At 70.2% G+C, this 16,045-nt stretch carries 16 protein-coding genes; 5 read left to right on the top strand and 11 right to left on the bottom strand.

Translation table 11 applies throughout. The features are described 5' to 3' along the window. Nucleotide 1: 1 nt before the first annotated feature. A complete protein-coding gene (locus KO481_RS21820) occupies nucleotides 2-835 on the bottom strand; it encodes an inositol monophosphatase family protein (RefSeq protein ID WP_215919206.1) in 834 nt (277 codons plus the stop codon). Nucleotides 836-838: 3 nt separating this feature from the next. After that, on the bottom strand, nucleotides 839-1,570 hold the full coding sequence (priA, locus tag KO481_RS21815; RefSeq protein WP_215919204.1) for a bifunctional 1-(5-phosphoribosyl)-5-((5-phosphoribosylamino)methylideneamino)imidazole-4-carboxamide isomerase/phosphoribosylanthranilate isomerase PriA: 732 nt from the start codon (nucleotides 1,568-1,570) through the stop codon (nucleotides 839-841). Nucleotides 1,571-1,789: 219 nt separating this feature from the next. Here priA and KO481_RS21810 point away from each other — a divergent pair, with 219 nt between their 5' ends. Then, nucleotides 1,790-2,320 (top strand): hypothetical protein, encoded by a 531-nt coding sequence (locus tag KO481_RS21810; RefSeq protein WP_215919202.1) that lies wholly within the window; start codon nucleotides 1,790-1,792, stop codon nucleotides 2,318-2,320. A 126-nt stretch (nucleotides 2,321-2,446) separates the two neighbouring features. On the opposite strand, the gene hisH is transcribed toward KO481_RS21810, so the two are convergent. From hisH to hisD, 4 genes are all read right to left on the bottom strand, one after another. After that, on the bottom strand, nucleotides 2,447-3,115 hold the full coding sequence (gene hisH / locus KO481_RS21805; RefSeq protein ID WP_308166730.1) for an imidazole glycerol phosphate synthase subunit HisH: 669 nt from the start codon (nucleotides 3,113-3,115) through the stop codon (nucleotides 2,447-2,449). After that, nucleotides 3,112-3,780: an imidazoleglycerol-phosphate dehydratase HisB gene (gene hisB, locus KO481_RS21800; protein WP_215919200.1), complete on the bottom strand. Its 669-nt coding sequence runs from the start codon at nucleotides 3,778-3,780 to the stop codon at nucleotides 3,112-3,114. Before hisB ends, hisH begins: the two co-directional genes overlap by 4 nt. A gap of 2 nt (nucleotides 3,781-3,782) precedes the next feature. Then, on the bottom strand, nucleotides 3,783-4,907 hold the full coding sequence (locus KO481_RS21795; RefSeq protein ID WP_215919642.1) for a histidinol-phosphate transaminase: 1,125 nt from the start codon (nucleotides 4,905-4,907) through the stop codon (nucleotides 3,783-3,785). A gap of 85 nt (nucleotides 4,908-4,992) precedes the next feature. After that, on the bottom strand, nucleotides 4,993-6,330 hold the full coding sequence (hisD, locus tag KO481_RS21790; RefSeq protein WP_215919198.1) for a histidinol dehydrogenase: 1,338 nt from the start codon (nucleotides 6,328-6,330) through the stop codon (nucleotides 4,993-4,995). A 189-nt stretch (nucleotides 6,331-6,519) separates the two neighbouring features. On the opposite strand from hisD, the gene KO481_RS21785 reads away from it, so the two are divergent. Next, the gene (locus KO481_RS21785; protein WP_215919196.1) at nucleotides 6,520-6,921 is read left to right on the top strand and encodes a PPOX class F420-dependent oxidoreductase; all 402 of its coding nucleotides are present in this window, start codon (nucleotides 6,520-6,522) and stop codon (nucleotides 6,919-6,921) included. A 20-nt stretch (nucleotides 6,922-6,941) separates the two neighbouring features. Then, on the top strand, nucleotides 6,942-7,145 hold the full coding sequence (locus KO481_RS21780; protein WP_215919194.1) for a hypothetical protein: 204 nt from the start codon (nucleotides 6,942-6,944) through the stop codon (nucleotides 7,143-7,145). Between the two features lie 125 nt (nucleotides 7,146-7,270). Here KO481_RS21780 and KO481_RS21775 read toward each other — a convergent pair whose 3' ends face one another. Continuing rightward, nucleotides 7,271-8,833, bottom strand: coding sequence for a serine/threonine-protein kinase (locus KO481_RS21775; RefSeq protein ID WP_215919192.1), 1,563 nt, complete (start codon nucleotides 8,831-8,833; stop codon nucleotides 7,271-7,273). A gap of 258 nt (nucleotides 8,834-9,091) precedes the next feature. Next, nucleotides 9,092-9,982 carry an arylamine N-acetyltransferase family protein gene (locus tag KO481_RS21770; protein ID WP_215919190.1) on the bottom strand — a complete coding sequence of 297 codons (891 nt, stop codon included), beginning with the start codon at nucleotides 9,980-9,982 and terminating at the stop codon, nucleotides 9,092-9,094. A gap of 170 nt (nucleotides 9,983-10,152) precedes the next feature. Here KO481_RS21770 and KO481_RS21765 point away from each other — a divergent pair, with 170 nt between their 5' ends. Continuing rightward, nucleotides 10,153-11,325, top strand: coding sequence for a winged helix DNA-binding domain-containing protein (locus KO481_RS21765; protein ID WP_215919188.1), 1,173 nt, complete (start codon nucleotides 10,153-10,155; stop codon nucleotides 11,323-11,325). A gap of 126 nt (nucleotides 11,326-11,451) precedes the next feature. Here KO481_RS21765 and nadC read toward each other — a convergent pair whose 3' ends face one another. The 3 genes from nadC to nadA form a co-directional block, all read right to left on the bottom strand. Further along, a complete protein-coding gene (gene nadC / locus KO481_RS21760) occupies nucleotides 11,452-12,312 on the bottom strand; it encodes a carboxylating nicotinate-nucleotide diphosphorylase (protein ID WP_215919186.1) in 861 nt (286 codons plus the stop codon). Nucleotides 12,313-12,378: 66 nt separating this feature from the next. Next, nucleotides 12,379-14,169 carry an L-aspartate oxidase gene (locus tag KO481_RS21755; protein WP_215919185.1) on the bottom strand — a complete coding sequence of 597 codons (1,791 nt, stop codon included), beginning with the start codon at nucleotides 14,167-14,169 and terminating at the stop codon, nucleotides 12,379-12,381. A 2-nt stretch (nucleotides 14,170-14,171) separates the two neighbouring features. Next, nucleotides 14,172-15,197: a quinolinate synthase NadA gene (nadA, locus tag KO481_RS21750; protein ID WP_215919184.1), complete on the bottom strand. Its 1,026-nt coding sequence runs from the start codon at nucleotides 15,195-15,197 to the stop codon at nucleotides 14,172-14,174. Between the two features lie 77 nt (nucleotides 15,198-15,274). Between nadA and KO481_RS21745 the strand changes: the two genes are divergently transcribed. Beyond that, a complete protein-coding gene (locus KO481_RS21745) occupies nucleotides 15,275-16,033 on the top strand; it encodes an NUDIX hydrolase (RefSeq protein ID WP_308166729.1) in 759 nt (252 codons plus the stop codon). Nucleotides 16,034-16,045 lie beyond the last annotated feature (12 nt).

Raw genomic sequence — 16,045 nt, 5'->3', positions numbered from 1 at the left:
TTCAGCTCCGTTGTGTGTTCAGTCCCCGGGCGGACTCGTCCACCGCGGTATCGATCATGTCCAGTAGTTCCTCGTGCACCCCCGGTGCGGCGGCGAGCACCGAACCCGACGTGATGGTCCACTCCTCGCCCCGCAGATCCGTGACCACTCCCCCGGCGGCCCGCACGAGCGCGACCCCGGCGGCGTTGTCCCACGGATGGTGGCCGAAGACGACGGCCCCGCCCAGCACCCCGGATGCGGTGAACGCCAGGTCGATTCCGGTGGAACCGTGCATACGGACCCGGCCCGAGAGCCGGCTCAGCGCGCCGAGCAGGTCGAAGCGGAACCGTCCGGGAATGCGGCCGTGCGCATCGAGATTGAAGGCGCCGAAGCCGATCATCACCTCGGCGAGTTTGCCGGGCGCCAGCGGCGGCGCCGGATCCCCGTCCACCAGTAGCGGCCCACCGACCGCCGCGGCGTAGCGACGGCCCAGCAGCGGCAACCAGGTCAGGCCCAGCACCGGCACGCCGTCCTCGATCAATGCCAGCAGAATCCCGGACAGGGGATGCCCCGCCGAATAATTGAAGGTACCGTCGATGGGGTCGAGCACCCACGAGGTGCCCGAGCCGAGCTCGGGGCCGCCGAATTCCTCGCCGTGCACCGCGATCCCGGTGCGCTCGACCAGGCTCGCGGATACCGTGCGCTCCAGCTCGAGGTCCAGCTCGGTGGCGAAATCGCCACGCCCCTTCTCGACCGCGCTGGGCGCACCGACACCCTGCACGAAACGCGGTGCGGCCGAATCCAATACCTCGCTCGCGAGGGCGAGCAGCGTGACGCGCTCGGCGGGGGTCGTCATCGCCTAGCGCACCGCGGCCAATGCCTCGGGCAGCGTGAATCGCCCGGCGTAGAGGGCCTTTCCGACGATCGCGCCCTCGACGCCGTCCGGTACCAGCCCGGCGATGGCCCGCAGATCGTCGAGGGTGGAGACCCCACCCGAGGCGACGACCGGCGCTTCGGTGGCCTGACAGACCTCGCGCAGCAGATCCAGATTCGGCCCGGTGAGGGTGCCGTCCTTGGTGACGTCGGTGACGACATACCGCGAGCAGCCGTCGCGTTCGAGTCGCTCGAGCACCTCCCACAGGTCGCCGCCGTCGCTGACCCAGCCGCGCCCGCGCAGCCGGTACTGGCCCTCGGTCAGGCGCACGTCGAGGCCGACGGCGATGCGGTCGCCGTACTCGCCGATCGCGCGGGCGGCCCACTCCGGATTCTCGAGGGCCGCGGTGCCCAGGTTGACCCGGGCGCAGCCGGTGGCGAGCACGGCCTTCAGCGATTCGTCGTCGCGGATGCCGCCGGACAGCTCCACCTTTACATCGAGCTCGCCGACCACCTCCGCGATCATGTCGCGGTTGGAGCCGCGGCCGAAGGCGGCGTCCAGATCGACCAGATGGACCCATTCGGCGCCGGCCTGCTGCCAGGCCAGGGCGGCCTCACGCGGCGATCCGTAGCTCGTTTCGCTGCCCGCCTCCCCCTGGACGAGGCGCACGGCCTCACCATTGGCGACATCGACGGCGGGGAGCAGCACAAGATTCACGGCAGTAGCCTACTGGGCATACCGGCCGGTCCCGGCCGCGGGCCTGGGCTGCACACCGCCGGGACCGGCCGTGGCGAGGTTTGCCGCGCGCCCCGATGGGCAACTCCAACACCACGCGTGTCAGTAGGCGCAGAACGAACTCGGGCATCGTCCCGGGTGCGCATTCCGGGGTGGGACACGGGTTTCGTTCTGTTCGTCGAGCAACAAAGGGGTGCAGTCATGTCCCGGAGAGCATTGCGGCCTTCGATCCCCGCCCGCATCGTCCCCGTCCGACCGACCGCGGGCGTCGGCATGGTGGCGCTGGCGAGTCTGGGTGTGATCCCGGGAATCGGCGCGGTCGCGGCGGCCAACCCGACCGATCCGGCACAGCTGGCCGCCTGTGATTTCGGCCGCCAGCTCAGTACCTACACCTTCACCGATTACGACGACTACAACCGCCGCGTCCTGGACCACTCCACCGGCCCGTTCCGCGATCAATTCCAGCGGACCAGCACGGACCGCCGCAATCAGGCCGTGGCGACGCACACCAGTTCCGATGTGCTGTCGGTGGAGTGCGGCACCGACACCGCCGATGCCGCGCACGCGCAGATCGTGGTGTCCGTCGACGACACGACCCGCAGCGACGCGACATTGGGCCTGCCCCGCCCCGGGCGCAGCGTGATGCAGGTGTACCTGGACAACGTCAACGGCCAGTGGCTGACCGAGCGGGTCGATCCGCAGCCACTGCCGGTGAGTTCGCCCGCGCACTGAGCGCGGCGGCGCGCGCTAGGACGACCCGGCCGCGGTGGATCCGGAGGCCAGACCATTTCCCATGGCACACGCCCCTTTCGCCGTGATCCCCGACCGACTCCGACCCTAATGGGCGCCGTCGGCAACCTACAGCGACCGCACCCAGTTGCGGAGCAACTGCGCGCCGGCGTCGCCGGATTTCTCCGGATGGAACTGGGTGGCCGACAACGGCCCGTTCTCGACCGCGGCCAGGAACGGGGCGCCGTGCTCGGCCCAGGTGAGCTTGGCCGGGGCAATCGCGCCGTCGTCGTCCCACGTCCAGCGCTGCGCGGCATAGGAGTGCACGAAATAGAACCGGGTCTCGGCGTCCATCCCGGCGAACAGCACGCTGTCGGCCGGTGACTGCACCGTATTCCAGCCCATGTGCGGCAGCACCGGCGCGGGCAGCCGCTCCACTGTCCCGGGCCATTCGGCGCACCCGTCGGTCTCCACGCCGAATTCGACGCCGCGCTCGAACAGGATCTGCATGCCGACGCAGATGCCCAGCACCGGACGGCCCCCGGCGAGGCGCTTGCCGATGATGCGTTCGCCCCGCACCGCACGCAGCCCGGCCATGCAGGCCGCGAACGCGCCCACGCCCGGCACCACCAAACCGTCCGCGGCCAAGGCGATTTCGGGGTCGGCGGTGACGGTGACGTCGGCTCCGGCGCGGATCAGGGCGCGGTTGGCCGAGTGCAGGTTGCCCGAGCCGTAGTCCAGCAGGGCGACGGATTTCGACCGGGGCGGTGGGGTGGGGGCATGTATGGGCTCTGTCACAGCGTCCCCTTCGTCGACGGGACGCCGTTCACCCGCGGATCGAGCTCGACCGCGGCGCGCAGAGCCCGCGCCACGGCCTTGAATTCGGCCTCGGTGACGTGATGCTGATCGCGGCCGTAGAGCACCCGCACGTGCAGCGCGATCCGTGCGTTCAGCGCGATCGATTCGAACACGTGCCGATTCAGCACCGTGGAATAGGGTGCGCCGGGCCTGAGCGCGGAACTGGCCGATCCGGGGACCGGCGAACCCGGAATCACCGCGTGCAGCAGGTGATCCGGCTCGCCGATGTGGACGCAATAGGGCCGCCCGGACACGTCGACCGCCGCGTGCGCGAGGGTCTCGTCCATCGGGATGTAGGCGTCACCGAAGCGGCGGATGCCCTGCTTGTCGCCCAGGGCCCGGCCCAGTGCCTGGCCGAGGACGATCGCGGTGTCCTCGACGGTGTGGTGCGCCTCGATCTCGATGTCGCCCTCGGAGCGAACGCTGAGATCGAAGCTGGCGTGCGCACCCAACGCGGTCAGCATGTGGTCGTAGAAGGGGACGCCGGTCGAGATGTCCGTCGTCCCGGTGCCGTCGAGGTTCAGCTCGACGACGATGCTGGACTCCTTGGTGGTGCGCTCCACCCGCGCCGTTCGCTGCATTCTCGCCTTCATCTCGGTGCTCATACTCACGCCTCCACCCGCTCGGTGGCGGCCAAAATCGCACTGACCCGCAGGAATTCGTCGTTCTCGGCGGCCAGGCCGATGGTGACCCGCAGGTGTGCGGGGATGCCGACGTCGCGGATCAGCACGCCCTCGTCGAGGTAGTGCTGCCAGGCCCGGGGTGCGTCGGCGAAGCGACCGAACAGCAGGAAGTTGGCATCGCTGGGCGAGACCCGGAATCCCATGTCCGCCAGCGCCTTCGCGACCCGGTCCCGCTGGGCAGCCAATTCCGCGACGGTGGCCAGGGTCTCATCGGCATGGCGCAGGGCCGCCCGCGCGGCGGCCTGGGTGACCACCGACAGGTGGTAGGGCAGTCGCACCAGCAGCATCGCGTCGATCACCGCCGGCGCGGCCGCCAGATAGCCCAGGCGCCCGCCCGCGAAGGCGAATGCTTTGGACATCGTCCGGCTGACAACGAGTTTCGAGGGGAACCGGTCGATCAGCTCGATCGCACTGGGCACGGCGGAGAATTCGCCGTAGGCCTCGTCGACGACCACGACGCCGGGCGCGGCCTCCAGGATCCGGATCAGGTCCGGCTGCGGGATGCTGTGCCCGGTGGGATTGTTCGGGCTCGTCACGAACACCACGTCGGGGCGGCGTTCGGCGATGTGCGCCAGCGCATAGTCGACATCGAGGGAGAAGTCGTCGTTGCGCTTGGCTTCCACCCACTCGGTATCGATGCCCTCGGAGATGATCGGGTGCATCGAGTACGAGGGCACGAAGCCCATGGCGCTGCGGCCGGGCCCGCCGAAGGCCTGCAGCAGCTGCTGCAGGATCTCGTTGGAACCGTTGGCGGCCCACACATTCGACACGTCCAGGGCCACCCCGGTCTGCCGGGTCAGGTAGGTGGCCAGGTCGGTGCGCAGCGCCACCGCATCGCGGTCCGGATAGCGGTGCAGATCCGCCGCCGCGGCCCGGATCGATTCGGCGACGTCGTCGATCAGCGCCCGGCTCGGCGGATGCGGATTCTCGTTGGTGTTCAGCTGCACCGGGACGGTCAATTGCGGTGCGCCATAGGGCGATTTGCCGCGCAGGTTCTCCCGCAGCGGCAAGTCGTCCAGGGACACGGCGGACCCAGGAATGTGTGTCACGGTTGTCACGACTCCACCTCGCTGGCGCTCGGCTCCGTCGTGCCAACGGCTGGCTGGCTCATCGGTTCACTCCGCTTCGCTCCGTTCACGACAGCGCCTCGAATCGCGCCCGCACGGCCTGGCCGTGGGCGGGCAGATCTTCGGCATTCGCGAGCGCAACCACGTGTCCCGCAACGTCTTTGAGCGCCGCCTCGCTGTAGTCGACGACATGGATGCCGCGCAGGAATGTCTGCACGCTCAAGCCCGAGGAGTGCCGGGCGCAGCCGGCCGTGGGCAGCACGTGATTGGATCCGGCACAGTAGTCGCCCAGGCTCACCGGCGACCACGCGCCGACGAAAACCGCTCCCGCACTGCGCACCCGGGCCGCGACGGCGGGCGCCTGCGCGGTCTGGATCTCCAGGTGCTCGGCGGCGTAGGCGTTCACCACGCGCAGCCCCTGATCCACGTCGTCGACGAGCACGACCCCGGACTGCTTGCCGGACAACGCCTCCGACACCCGGTGCCGGTGCTTGACGACCTCGAGCTGTGCGTTCACCGCGGCATCGACCGCATCGGCCAGGGCGGCACTGTCGGTGACGAGGACGCTGGCGGCCAGCACGTCGTGTTCGGCCTGGCTGATCAGGTCGGCGGCCACGTGCACCGGATCGGCGGTGGCGTCGGCGAGGATCGCGATCTCGGTGGGTCCGGCCTCGGCGTCGATGCCGACGAGGCCGCGGCACAGGCGCTTGGCCGCGGTGACGTAGATATTGCCGGGGCCGGTGATCATGTCGACCGGATCCAGGCGCTCGCCGGTGGTGTCGACGCCGCCGTAGGACAGCAGGGCCACGGCCTGGGCGCCGCCCACGGCCCAGACCTCCTCAACGCCGAGCAGTTTCGCCGCGGCCAGGATCGTCGGGTGGGGCAGGCCGCCGAACTGCGCCTGCGGCGGCGAGGCGACCACCAGCGAATCCACGCCCGCCGCCTGGGCCGGTACCACGTTCATCACGACGCTGGACGGGTAGACCGCATTGCCGCCGGGCACGTACAGCCCGACGCGCTCCACCGGAACCCAGCGCTCGGTGACGGTGCCACCGGGCACCACCTGGGTGGTCTTGTCGGTGCGCCGCTGATCGGCGTGCACGAGGCGGGTGCGCTCGATCGCGACCTCCAGCGCGGTGCGCACCGCGGGATCGAGGTTTTCGAGCGCGGCGTCGAGTTCGGCGGCCGGGACCCGGACGGAAGCGGGAGCGACGCCGTCGAACTGCACGCTGAATTCCTGCGCCGCCTCGACACCCCGATCGCGGATCGCCTCCACGACCGGCCGCACATGATGCAGCACCGAGTCCACGTCGACTCCCCCGCGCGGCAGCGCGGCGCGCAGCTCGGCGGCGGTGGGAGTACGACCGCGCAAATCGACGCGGGCGAGCTCGATGCGGGTTGTCATAGCGGTGTGAAACCTCTTCTGTGCTGGTCATCGCCCGGGCGGGAAGTCACCGGACCAAGCACCAGACTATCGGGTCGGCCTAGTCATTTTGGCGTCGCCTCCGGCCCCGGCGGGGGCGGCGGGCGCGCGAGGGCCCGCGATGCTGTTCGATGACTGAGCAACCATGAAGCAGCTGTGAGGAGAGCAGATATGTCCGTCATCCCCGATAAGGCTCGCGACCTGCTGGAACGCCCGGTCTTCGCAAGCCTGGGCACGACCCGGCCCGATGGCGCGCCGCAGGTGAACCCGATGTGGTTCGTCTGGGACGGCGAATTCATCTGGTTCACGCACACCAATTCCCGGCAGAAGTTCAAGAACCTGACGGCCGAGCCGCGGGTGTCGATCTCGATCTTCGACCCGGACAAGCCCTACCGCTACATCGAGGTTCGCGGCGTGCTCGACCATATCGACCCCGACCCCGAGGGCGCGCTGTACTCGAGCCTGTCCCAGCGCTACGGCGGTGGCCCGGTCGTCCCACCGGACGCCAAGGACCGCGTGAAGCTCGCTATCCGGCCGACGGGAGTGTCGGGTTACGCGGTCGCGCGCGATTAGTACCACGAGGAGACAGATAGATGGGCACGATCAGCATTTACGATGTTCATGCCATTAATGTGGAAAAGTGGTGGGAGATCACGATTCCCGCCATCTACGCGGGAGGTCCTTGCGGACAAGCCCGGCATCTCTCCGATGTGGGCTACGAAGCCCGTACGATCATCGCAGCCAAACTGGATGTTCCGCTCTCCACGGTTGACGTGTCCGTAACGACTCAGGCTTGACGCAGGGTCGATGCCGACGCGACCTTGCTGGGACTAACCCGGCAACATAGTGGGCAGTTCTTGCACTAGATATCCCGCAGAGGTCGAATCGGACCACCGGGCAGTCCCGGCGGTCCGATTCGACGCTACTTGGTGTTGCTGTCGATGAGCGGGGTGCCGCTGCTGCCGAGGACCACCCGCAGGGTCATCGACCGCGACTTGCCGCCGTTGGTGACGTTCCCGACCCGCATGTCGACCGAGCCGTCGCCGCTGGCGGCGGTGCTCGTGCCGCCCGCACCGGAGACGCTGCTCCACTTCGTCACGGGGTTCTTGGTCCAGTAGTTCTCGAACGACTGCTGGTCGCTGTACACCTGCTGGGCCGCCGGGGTAAGCAGGGACCAGGCATCGCTGAGATTGGCACTGCCGGACACCAGGTCGTTGTAGAACTGCTGAATCATGGTGGCGGCGGAGCCGGCATCGGCCTGACCGTTGCTCTTGGTCTCGCCCAGGGCCGAGGCCGAGGCCGTCGTGCTCTGCGCGGCGGCGCTGGTCAAGGACGAATCACCCTGCGTGGCAGACGAACTCGGGGGCGTACCGCCGAAGAGGGTGTAGATGGCCGCGCCGACGATGGCCACCGCGATTACGGCGCCGCCGACGATCAGCCACGGGCTGCGACGGCGGGGCGGCTCCGGCTCCACCGGCAGCCGATGCGAGCGGGTGGGGTGGGCGCCGGGGCGGGGCGGGCGCACGGGGGGCAGGTTGGGCTCGGAGACCGGTGCCTCCTGCGCCATCATCTCCGCGGTGGAGATATCCGCCTGTGCCGCACGACGATCCAGCGTGCGGGTGGCCTGGCGCCGCGGGGCGGAACGATGGGTGGCCAGCATTCTGGTCGCGACGGCGTCGTCGGCCCCGTCGGCGAAATCGGCGAGCTGATCACGGACCTCGGTCATGCTGGGACGGTCCTCGGGCTCGAAGCTGAGGAGGTCCAGCAGGAGGTCGGTGAGCTGGCCGGCGTTGCGCGGCTGGCTGAGCTGGCCGTTGGCCGCCGCGTACAGCAGCGCCAGCGGATTCGGGTTGCTGCCGTAGGGCGGCTCGCCCTCGAGGGCGTGGAAAAGCGTTGCGCCCAAGGCGAAGACGTCGGCGGCGGGGGTCGGCTCGGCGCCGCGTGCCACCTCCGGGGCGAGGTAGGCGGCGGTCCCGGAGATCAAGCCCGTCGCGGTGAGCGCGACGTCGCCCTTGGCCTTGGAGATGCCGAAATCGGTGATCTTGACCGTGCTGTTCTCGCCCAGCAGGATGTTGCCCGGCTTGACGTCGCGGTGCACGATGCCCGCCCGGTGCGCGGCCACCAGGGCCGAGGCCACCTGCTCGCCGATGCGCGCGACCTGCGCCAGCGGCAGGGTGCCCTGCGCGGCCAGCACCATCGCGAGGCTCTGCGACTGCAGATACTCCATAACCAGGCACGGATCACCGTCGTGGTCGGTGATATCGAAGACCACGATCGCATTGGGGTGCTGGAACCGGGCCGCGTTGCGCGCCTCGCGCGAGGCACGCTGGCGCACGATCTCCTTTTCGCCTGGAGGCAGGCTGGGCTGGGTGAGGATCTGCTTGATCGCCACCGACCGTTCGAGCCGCTCGTCGACGGCGCGCCAGACGACGCCTGTGCCGCCGCTACCGATCCGCTCGACCAGGCGGTAATGCCCTGCGATCACTTGGCCGGTTTCGATGGCACTACTCCGAATTCTTCGCGATCCGTGACTTACCCTGCGCGGTGGCCCGCGCGTGTTCCCGACGAGTGTAGCGGGCTCGGCGCCCGACGCCGACGCCGGAGTGTGATCCGGAGACAATATGTACGGCCTCTGTGTGACAGGTGTGAGATCACCCTGCGACCCCGGCGAGATAAACCGTGTTGCATATCACATTTCATCCCGAAGGCGACCTGTCGCACACCCCCGTTGATGCCGTGGCGACTAGGCGGCGCCGACGTCTCCCGCCCACCTCTGCGCCCAGGGCGCCGCGACGAGTGCGGCGGCATCGGCGTCGGACAGTTCGATATCGAACGTCTCGGCCAGCGTCGCGGGGAGATCGGCCGGCGTCAATTCCTTTGTCTGCGAGGTGCCGTCCGGATACTCGGTCACCAGGGTGGCGGCATCGAGCACGTGATGCACCTCGGGATGGAACCGCTGCACGTACGGCCGGGCGACGAAGGGCGAGCGCGCGGAGGTGGACACGAAGTGGTTGCCCACCTCGAAGTCGATGCGGTACTGCGGATTCAGGGTGACGCTGTGTCGCAGGATCCAGCCGTCGCGGGCGAAGTGATGCAGCAGCCACTCCTCGCCGCCCAGCTCGCCCCGGGTGCGCTCGAGCCGGAATCGCCACTCCCCCGCCCGCACCTCGCCGGCATCGGGGTTCAGCTCGAGCGGTGCGAGCGGGCCGGCGCCGAATCCTACGTCGCACAGCCACACTCGCTCGTCCTCGGTGGTGGTGACGCGCAGCATCGAGTGGGTGGCGGGCCGCAGTCCGGCGCTCGCGCCCATGATCACCCGGCCCTGCAGGGCGGTGATGCCGAAACCCAGCCGCTCCAGCGCGGCGGCGAACAGGATCACACTCTCGTAGCAGTAGCCGCCGCGGCGGCCGCGAACGAGCTTGTCCTGCAACGACTCCAGATCCAGCGGCACCGGCCGGCCGAGCACCGGCTCCAGGTTCTCGAACGGGATACTCGTGGTGTGCGCGAATTGCAGCGCGCGCAGCGTCTCGACGGTCGGCCCGCGCTCGCCCCGGAATCCGATCCGCGCGAGGTACGCCTCGAGGTCCAGCGCATCGCCGTCCCAGTGATATGCCGGGTCCGCGGGCATATGCATATGGCCTCCCTGTCCAGTTGCCTCGATCAACCCCTCGCCCCCGAATCATTATTCCGCACCAAGATCGCGGCCGCCGAATCATCCACTTCTCGCGGGCCGACCGGAAGCGGCGACACCGCCGCCGAACGGTGATCCAGCGCTGTGCGGCCGGATCGGGATAGCATTCGCCCATGCGTTCGATGGATGCCGCGCAGCGGCGGGCTCGGCTGGCGACGCGACATCGGCTCGCATCCGCCACCCGGGTCGACGACCCCGCCGAGATCGCCCGCTCCCTGGTCGTCCTGCACGCCACCGATCCGGCGACGGTATTCCTGGCCGTGGCCGCCCGCAGCCGCGAACTCGAACCCGCACAGGTGGAGCAGGCGTTGTATACGGACCGGACGCTGCTGCGGATGCTGGCGATGCGCCGCACGATGTTCGTCGCTCCGGTCGAGCTGGTCCCCGCCCTGCAGGCGGCGGTCGCGGACGCCCTGGCGGGCAAGCAGCGGCGCAACTACGCCAAATATCTGGAGCAGGTCGTCGACGGGGAGGTGGGCCCGTGGCTGGCGGAGGTGGAGGAGCAAACGCACCGGGAGCTGCTGGATCGCGGCAGCGCCACCGGCGCGCAACTGGGCGCGGCGGTGCCACGGCTACGCACCCGGGTCGACACCGCGCCGGGCAAGCCGTATTCCAAACCGACGAACATCACCACCTGGGTGCTGCTGACGCTCGGTTGCGAGGGCCGGATCGTGCGGGGCCGCCCGAACGGCACCTGGGCCAGCACCCAATACGTCTGGGAGCCGATCGAATCCTGGCTGCCCGAAGGGGTTCCCGCGATGCCCGCGGATCAGGCGCAGGCCGAGCTGGCGCGGCGCTGGCTGCTGGCCTTCGGCCCGGCGCCCGTCGCCGATCTGAAGTGGTGGACCGGCTGGACCCTGGGCGAGACACGAAAGGCGCTGGCACAGCTGAAGATCGAGGAGGTCGACCTGGACGAGGGCACCGGCGTCGTGCTCGCCGACGATCTGGACCCGGTGCCCGTGCCCGAGCCGGGCCCCGCCCTGCTCCCCGCGCTGGACCCCACCCCCATGGGCTGGCAGTCGCGCGACTGGTTCCTCGGCCCACACGGCCCCGCGCTGTTCGACACCAACGGCAATATCGGCCCCACCGTCTGGTGGGACGGGCGGATCGTCGGCGGCTGGGGCCAGCGCGCGGACGGCGAGATCGCCTGGCGCCTCCTGGAAGACATAGGGGCGCAGGCGAAGTCGTCGATCGAGGCCGAGGCGGCGCGGATGCAGCGGTGGTACGGCGACGTGCGCGCCGTACCACGGTTCCGCACGCCGCTCGAGCGCGAGCTCACCGCCTGAGCCTCGCCGACCGCGGGATCCTGATCTGCGAGCCGACGGCCCCGTGGCGCCGCGGGCCGACGGCCCCGTAGCGCAGCGATACACGTAATCCGGTGCGCTACAGCGGGATTCCCGGCCGTGCGGGTATTACATATCGAGCCCGAGGTCCAGCACTCGCACCGAGTGGGTCAGCGCGCCGACCGCCATGTAGTCGATGCCCGTGGCGGCGTATTCGGCGGCCATGTCCAGCGACAGCCCGCCGGAGGATTCGAGCTTGGTGCGCGGCGCGCGGGAGTCGCGGCGCTGCACGGCCGCCTGCGTGGCCCAGAGCGGGAAATTGTCCAGTAGCACCAGTTCCACGTCCTGCTCCAGCACCGCGTCCAGCTGTTCGAGGGTGTCCACCTCGACCTCGCAGGCGATATCGGGGGCCAGTTCGCGCACCGCGCGCAGTGCGGCCACCACCGACCCCGCCGCGGCGACGTGGTTGTCCTTGATCAGCGCGGCGTCGCCGAGGCCCATGCGGTGGTTGACCCCTCCTCCGGCCCGCACCGCGTACTTCTGCAGGGACCGCAGGCCCGGCAGCGTCTTTCGGCTGTCGCGAATGCGGCATGTCGTGCCGGAGACCGCGTCCACCCACGCCGCGGTCGCGGTCGCGATGCCCGACAGATGGGTCACCAGATTCAGCATCGTGCGCTCGGCGGTCAGCAGTCCGCGCGTGGGCGCCACCACGCCGAGCGTCACGTCGCCGGTCGCCACCCGGGCGCCGTCGGCCACCCGCTCGGTGACCTGGTAGTTGCCCGCGCCGAGCACCTCGTCCAGCACCAGCAGCCCGACGTCGATGCCGGCGACGGTACCGGGCTGTCGCGACACCATCGCCGCCTTCGCGGTGGCATCGGCGGGAACCGTTGCCGCGGTGGTGATATCGGGTCCGTACCGCAGGTCCTCGTGCAGCGCGGTGCGGATCAGGGTCAGGATCTCCTCGCGATCCAGTCCGGCATCCAAGCTCATCGTGCGCTCCTAGAATTCAGTCTCCGCTCGGCGGTCTGCCCGCCGAATCTCGTGCCCGGCATCGCTTTACGACGCCCTGGGCACCGTCAGCGGGGCCCAGTCGCCGGGCAGGGCGGCGCCGTCGGCGACCAGCTGCGGCCGGCCGTCGGCGCCGAGCCGGACCGGCAGGCTGCGACGCAGGTCGTCACGGGCGTCGGGATGATCGGACCGGGTGTGGCAGCCGCGGCTCTCGGTGCGGGCGGTCGCCGCCACGAGCAGCGCGCGGGCGGTGAGTGTCAGGGCGGCGTCCTCGAGACCGGCGACAGCCGTGGACAGTCCGCCCGGCAACGTCGCGCCGGCGCGCGAATCATCGCCCACCGGAGCGAATTCCGAGTACCCGCCCGCCGAGACCGAGGCCGGATCCGGCGCGTCGGGAACGTTTCCGAACCCGTCCGGAGCCGCGCCCGCGGGCCCGCCGTGACGCTCCGCCCGGGCACCCTCGCGATCCTTGATCAGGCGCATCAACCGCAGCAGGCCCGCCCGCAGGCCGTCGCCGTCGCGGACGACGCCGGCGTGATCGGTCATCAATGCCTGCAACGACTCTCGATCCGCACGCGGGAAGGTCAGCTCGCCGATCTCGGTGACGGGATCCGATTCGCCGCGCCGCTCGGCCGCCGCCGCGCCGGCTCGCTCGCCCACCACCAGGCCTTCGAGCAGGCTATTGGAGGCGAGCCGGTTCGCGCCGTGCAGACCCGTCCGGGCGACCTCGCCGGCCGCGTAGAGACCGGGCACCGCGGTGCGGCCGTGGGGGTCGGTGACAATGCCGCCGCACTGGTAGTGCGCCGCGGGCGCGACCGGGATCAGGTCGGTTCGGGGATCGATGCCCGCCGCCAGGCACGAGGCCGTGACGGTCGGAAACCGCTGTGCGAAGCCCTCGATCGCGCGACCGTCGAGATACACGTGGTCGTCCCCGAGCTCGTGCATCCGGGCCGCGATGGCCCGGGACACCACGTCGCGGGGCGCCAGATCGCCGCGCGGATGCACCCCCGCGGTCACCGAATTGCCCCGCGCATCCACGAGTATCGCGCCCTCGCCCCGCACCGCCTCGCTGATCAGCGGCCGTCGCCCGCGCCCGCCCCGGCTGAACAGCACGGTCGGATGGAACTGCACGAATTCCAGGTCCGCCACGGCCGCCCCGGCACGCAGCGCCAGCGCGATCCCATCGGCGGTGGCGCCCGGCGGGTTCGTGCCGCGGGCGTACAGCTGCCCGAGACCCCCGGTCGCCAGCAGCACCGCGGGCGCGTGCACGACGCCGAAACCCCTGTCCGACACCGCGACCACGCCCTGCACTCCGCCGGGGCCGGTCACGACGCGCACCGCGGCCGCGCCGAACAGTACCGGCATTCCGGCCGCGTTGAGCGCGCGCTGCACCTCCGCGCCGGTGGCGTCCCCGCCGGCATGAATGATGCGGCGGGTGCTGTGCCCGCCCTCCCGGGTGCGGGAGATCTGCCCGTCCCGGCCCAGATCGAAGACCGCGCCCAGAGCCGTCAGCGCCGCGACGGCCTCGCGCCCGCCCTCCACGATCGAGCGCACCGCGCCTGGATCGCACAGTCCCACGCCCGCGACGACGGTGTCGTGCACATGCGACTCCACCGAATCACCGTGCGGCGCGACGACGGCGATCCCGCCCTGCGCGTACTGCGTGGAGGTGTCGTTCGGCCCGCCCTTGCTCAGCGTCAGCACCCGCAGGCCCCGCAGCGAGGCGGTGCGGGCGGCGGTCAGCCCGGCCACCCCGCCGCCGATCACCACGAGATCCGCCGTGGCCTCCCACCGAATCGCCGGATCGCAGCTGTCCCCCACCCGATTTCCGCCGGCCATGACTATTCCCCGCCGCCGGGGTTGCCGATGGCGATCATGCGCAGCACCGAATCCCGGCCCGCCGCGGCGGTTTCCGGGTCGACGTGGACCTCGTCGCGATTCTCCACCAGGCAGCGCAGCAGCGCGGCCGGGGTGATCATCTTCATGTACTTGCAGGACGCGCGGTCGTTGACGGCCTGGAAGTCGATGCCGGGGGCGGCCTTGCGCAGCTGGTGCAGCATGCCGATCTCGGTGGCCACCAGGACCTGGTTCGACTTCGCGACCTTGGCCGCATCGATCATGCCGCCGGTGGACAGGATGTGCACCCGGTCGGCAGGGAACGCGCCCTCGCCCGCCAGGTACAGCGCCGAAGTGGCGCAACCGCATTCGGGGTGGACAAACAGTTCCGCGTCGGGGTGGGTGCGGGCCTGCGCGGTCAGCTCGTCACCGTTGATGCCCGCGTGCACGTGGCATTCGCCCGCCCAGATGTGCATGTTCTCGCGGCCGGTCACCCGCTTGACGTGGGCGCCGAGGAACTGATCCGGCAGGAACAGCACCTCCCGGTCCGGATCGATCGAGGCCACCACGTCCACGGCGTTGGACGAGGTGCAGCAGATGTCGGTGAGCGCCTTGACCGCGGCCGTGGTATTCACGTACGAGACCACCAGCGCCCCGGGGTGCTCGGCCTTCCAGGCGCGCAGCTCGTCGGCGGAGATCGAATCGGCCAGCGAGCAGCCCGCGCGCTGGTCCGGGATCAACACGGTTTTGTCCGGGCTGAGGATCTTCGCGGTCTCGGCCATGAAGTGCACGCCGCAGAACACGATCGTGTCCTCGGGCGCCTCCGCGGCGATCCGCGACAGCGCCAGCGAATCCCCGACATGGTCGGCCACGTCCTGAATCTCGGGCAGCTGATAGTTGTGCGCCAGGATGGTCGCATTGCGCTCGCGCGCCAGCCGCTTGATCTCCTCGGCCCACTCCGGGGTGGCCTCGACACCCGTGAACCCCGTCGGCCCGTCCGTAACGCGCCCGGCAAACGTCGCAGTCGCCATGGCTGGCTCCTTCTCTCATGCGATCGGCACCCTCGCCGATTTCGCATACACCCGGTTTTCGACTTATAATCGAAAACGTGCCCCATAGTAGCACCATTCACGAATCGCTCACCGCCGTGTTCCAGGTTCGTCGCTTCCGCGACACCATCGACGCAGGTCAGCGCGACAGCGAACCGATCGATCCCGATACCCCGCGCTGTGCGCCGGGCTGGCGGACCGAACTGGCCGTGCTGCTGTGGCAGCGGGCGATGGAACCGCAGACCGGCACCTGGTCGCTACCCGGCGGGCGGCTGCGCGACGACGAGGACCTCGACGTGTCGGCACGACGGCAACTCGCCGAGAAGGTCGATGTGCGCGAGCTGCTGCACCTCGAGCAGGTCTGGGTGTTCAGCGATCCGCACCGGGTGCCGCCGCCGCGGCGCATCGCGTCGGCCTATCTGGGCCTGGTGCCCCTCACCGCGGACCCGAAGCTACCCGACGACACCCGCTGGTATCCGGTCTCGGCGCTGCCGGACATGTCCTTCGACCACGGCACCGTCGCCCGGCACGCCCGCGCCCGGCTCGCCGCCAAGCTCTCCTACACGAATATCGCCTTCGCCCTGGCCCCGCACCGGTTCAGCATGGCGATCCTGCGCGAAATCTACTGCGCGGCACTCGGATACGAGGTCGACACCACCAATCTGCAGCGAGTTCTGAGCCGCCGCAAGGTGATCACGCCCACCGGGGAGACCGCGGCGTCGGGGCGAGCGGGCGGCCGCCCGGCGGCGCTGTACCGATTCAGTGACGACAGGATCCGCGTCACGGACGAGTTCGCGGCGCTGCGGCCGCCGAGCTGAGGGCCGGCCCGT

It is taken from the genome of Nocardia albiluteola, assembly GCF_018860155.1.
Classification (GTDB): domain Bacteria; phylum Actinomycetota; class Actinomycetes; order Mycobacteriales; family Mycobacteriaceae; genus Nocardia; species Nocardia albiluteola.
This window is presented reverse-complemented; position numbering and strand designations above follow the sequence as displayed.

Coding starts and splice junctions, on each gene's coding strand:
- KO481_RS21820 (WP_215919206.1), bottom strand. CDS start 835: ATGACGACCCCCGCCGAGCGCGTCACGCTGCTCGCCCTCGCGAGCGAG.
- KO481_RS21810 (WP_215919202.1), top strand. CDS start 1,790: ATGTCCCGGAGAGCATTGCGGCCTTCGATCCCCGCCCGCATCGTCCCC.
- hisB (WP_215919200.1), bottom strand. CDS start 3,780: ATGAGCACCGAGATGAAGGCGAGAATGCAGCGAACGGCGCGGGTGGAG.
- hisD (WP_215919198.1), bottom strand. CDS start 6,330: ATGACAACCCGCATCGAGCTCGCCCGCGTCGATTTGCGCGGTCGTACT.
- KO481_RS21785 (WP_215919196.1), top strand. CDS start 6,520: ATGTCCGTCATCCCCGATAAGGCTCGCGACCTGCTGGAACGCCCGGTC.
- KO481_RS21780 (WP_215919194.1), top strand. CDS start 6,942: ATGGGCACGATCAGCATTTACGATGTTCATGCCATTAATGTGGAAAAG.
- KO481_RS21770 (WP_215919190.1), bottom strand. CDS start 9,982: ATGCATATGCCCGCGGACCCGGCATATCACTGGGACGGCGATGCGCTG.
- KO481_RS21765 (WP_215919188.1), top strand. CDS start 10,153: ATGCGTTCGATGGATGCCGCGCAGCGGCGGGCTCGGCTGGCGACGCGA.
- nadC (WP_215919186.1), bottom strand. CDS start 12,312: ATGAGCTTGGATGCCGGACTGGATCGCGAGGAGATCCTGACCCTGATC.
- KO481_RS21755 (WP_215919185.1), bottom strand. CDS start 14,169: ATGGCCGGCGGAAATCGGGTGGGGGACAGCTGCGATCCGGCGATTCGG.
- nadA (WP_215919184.1), bottom strand. CDS start 15,197: ATGGCGACTGCGACGTTTGCCGGGCGCGTTACGGACGGGCCGACGGGG.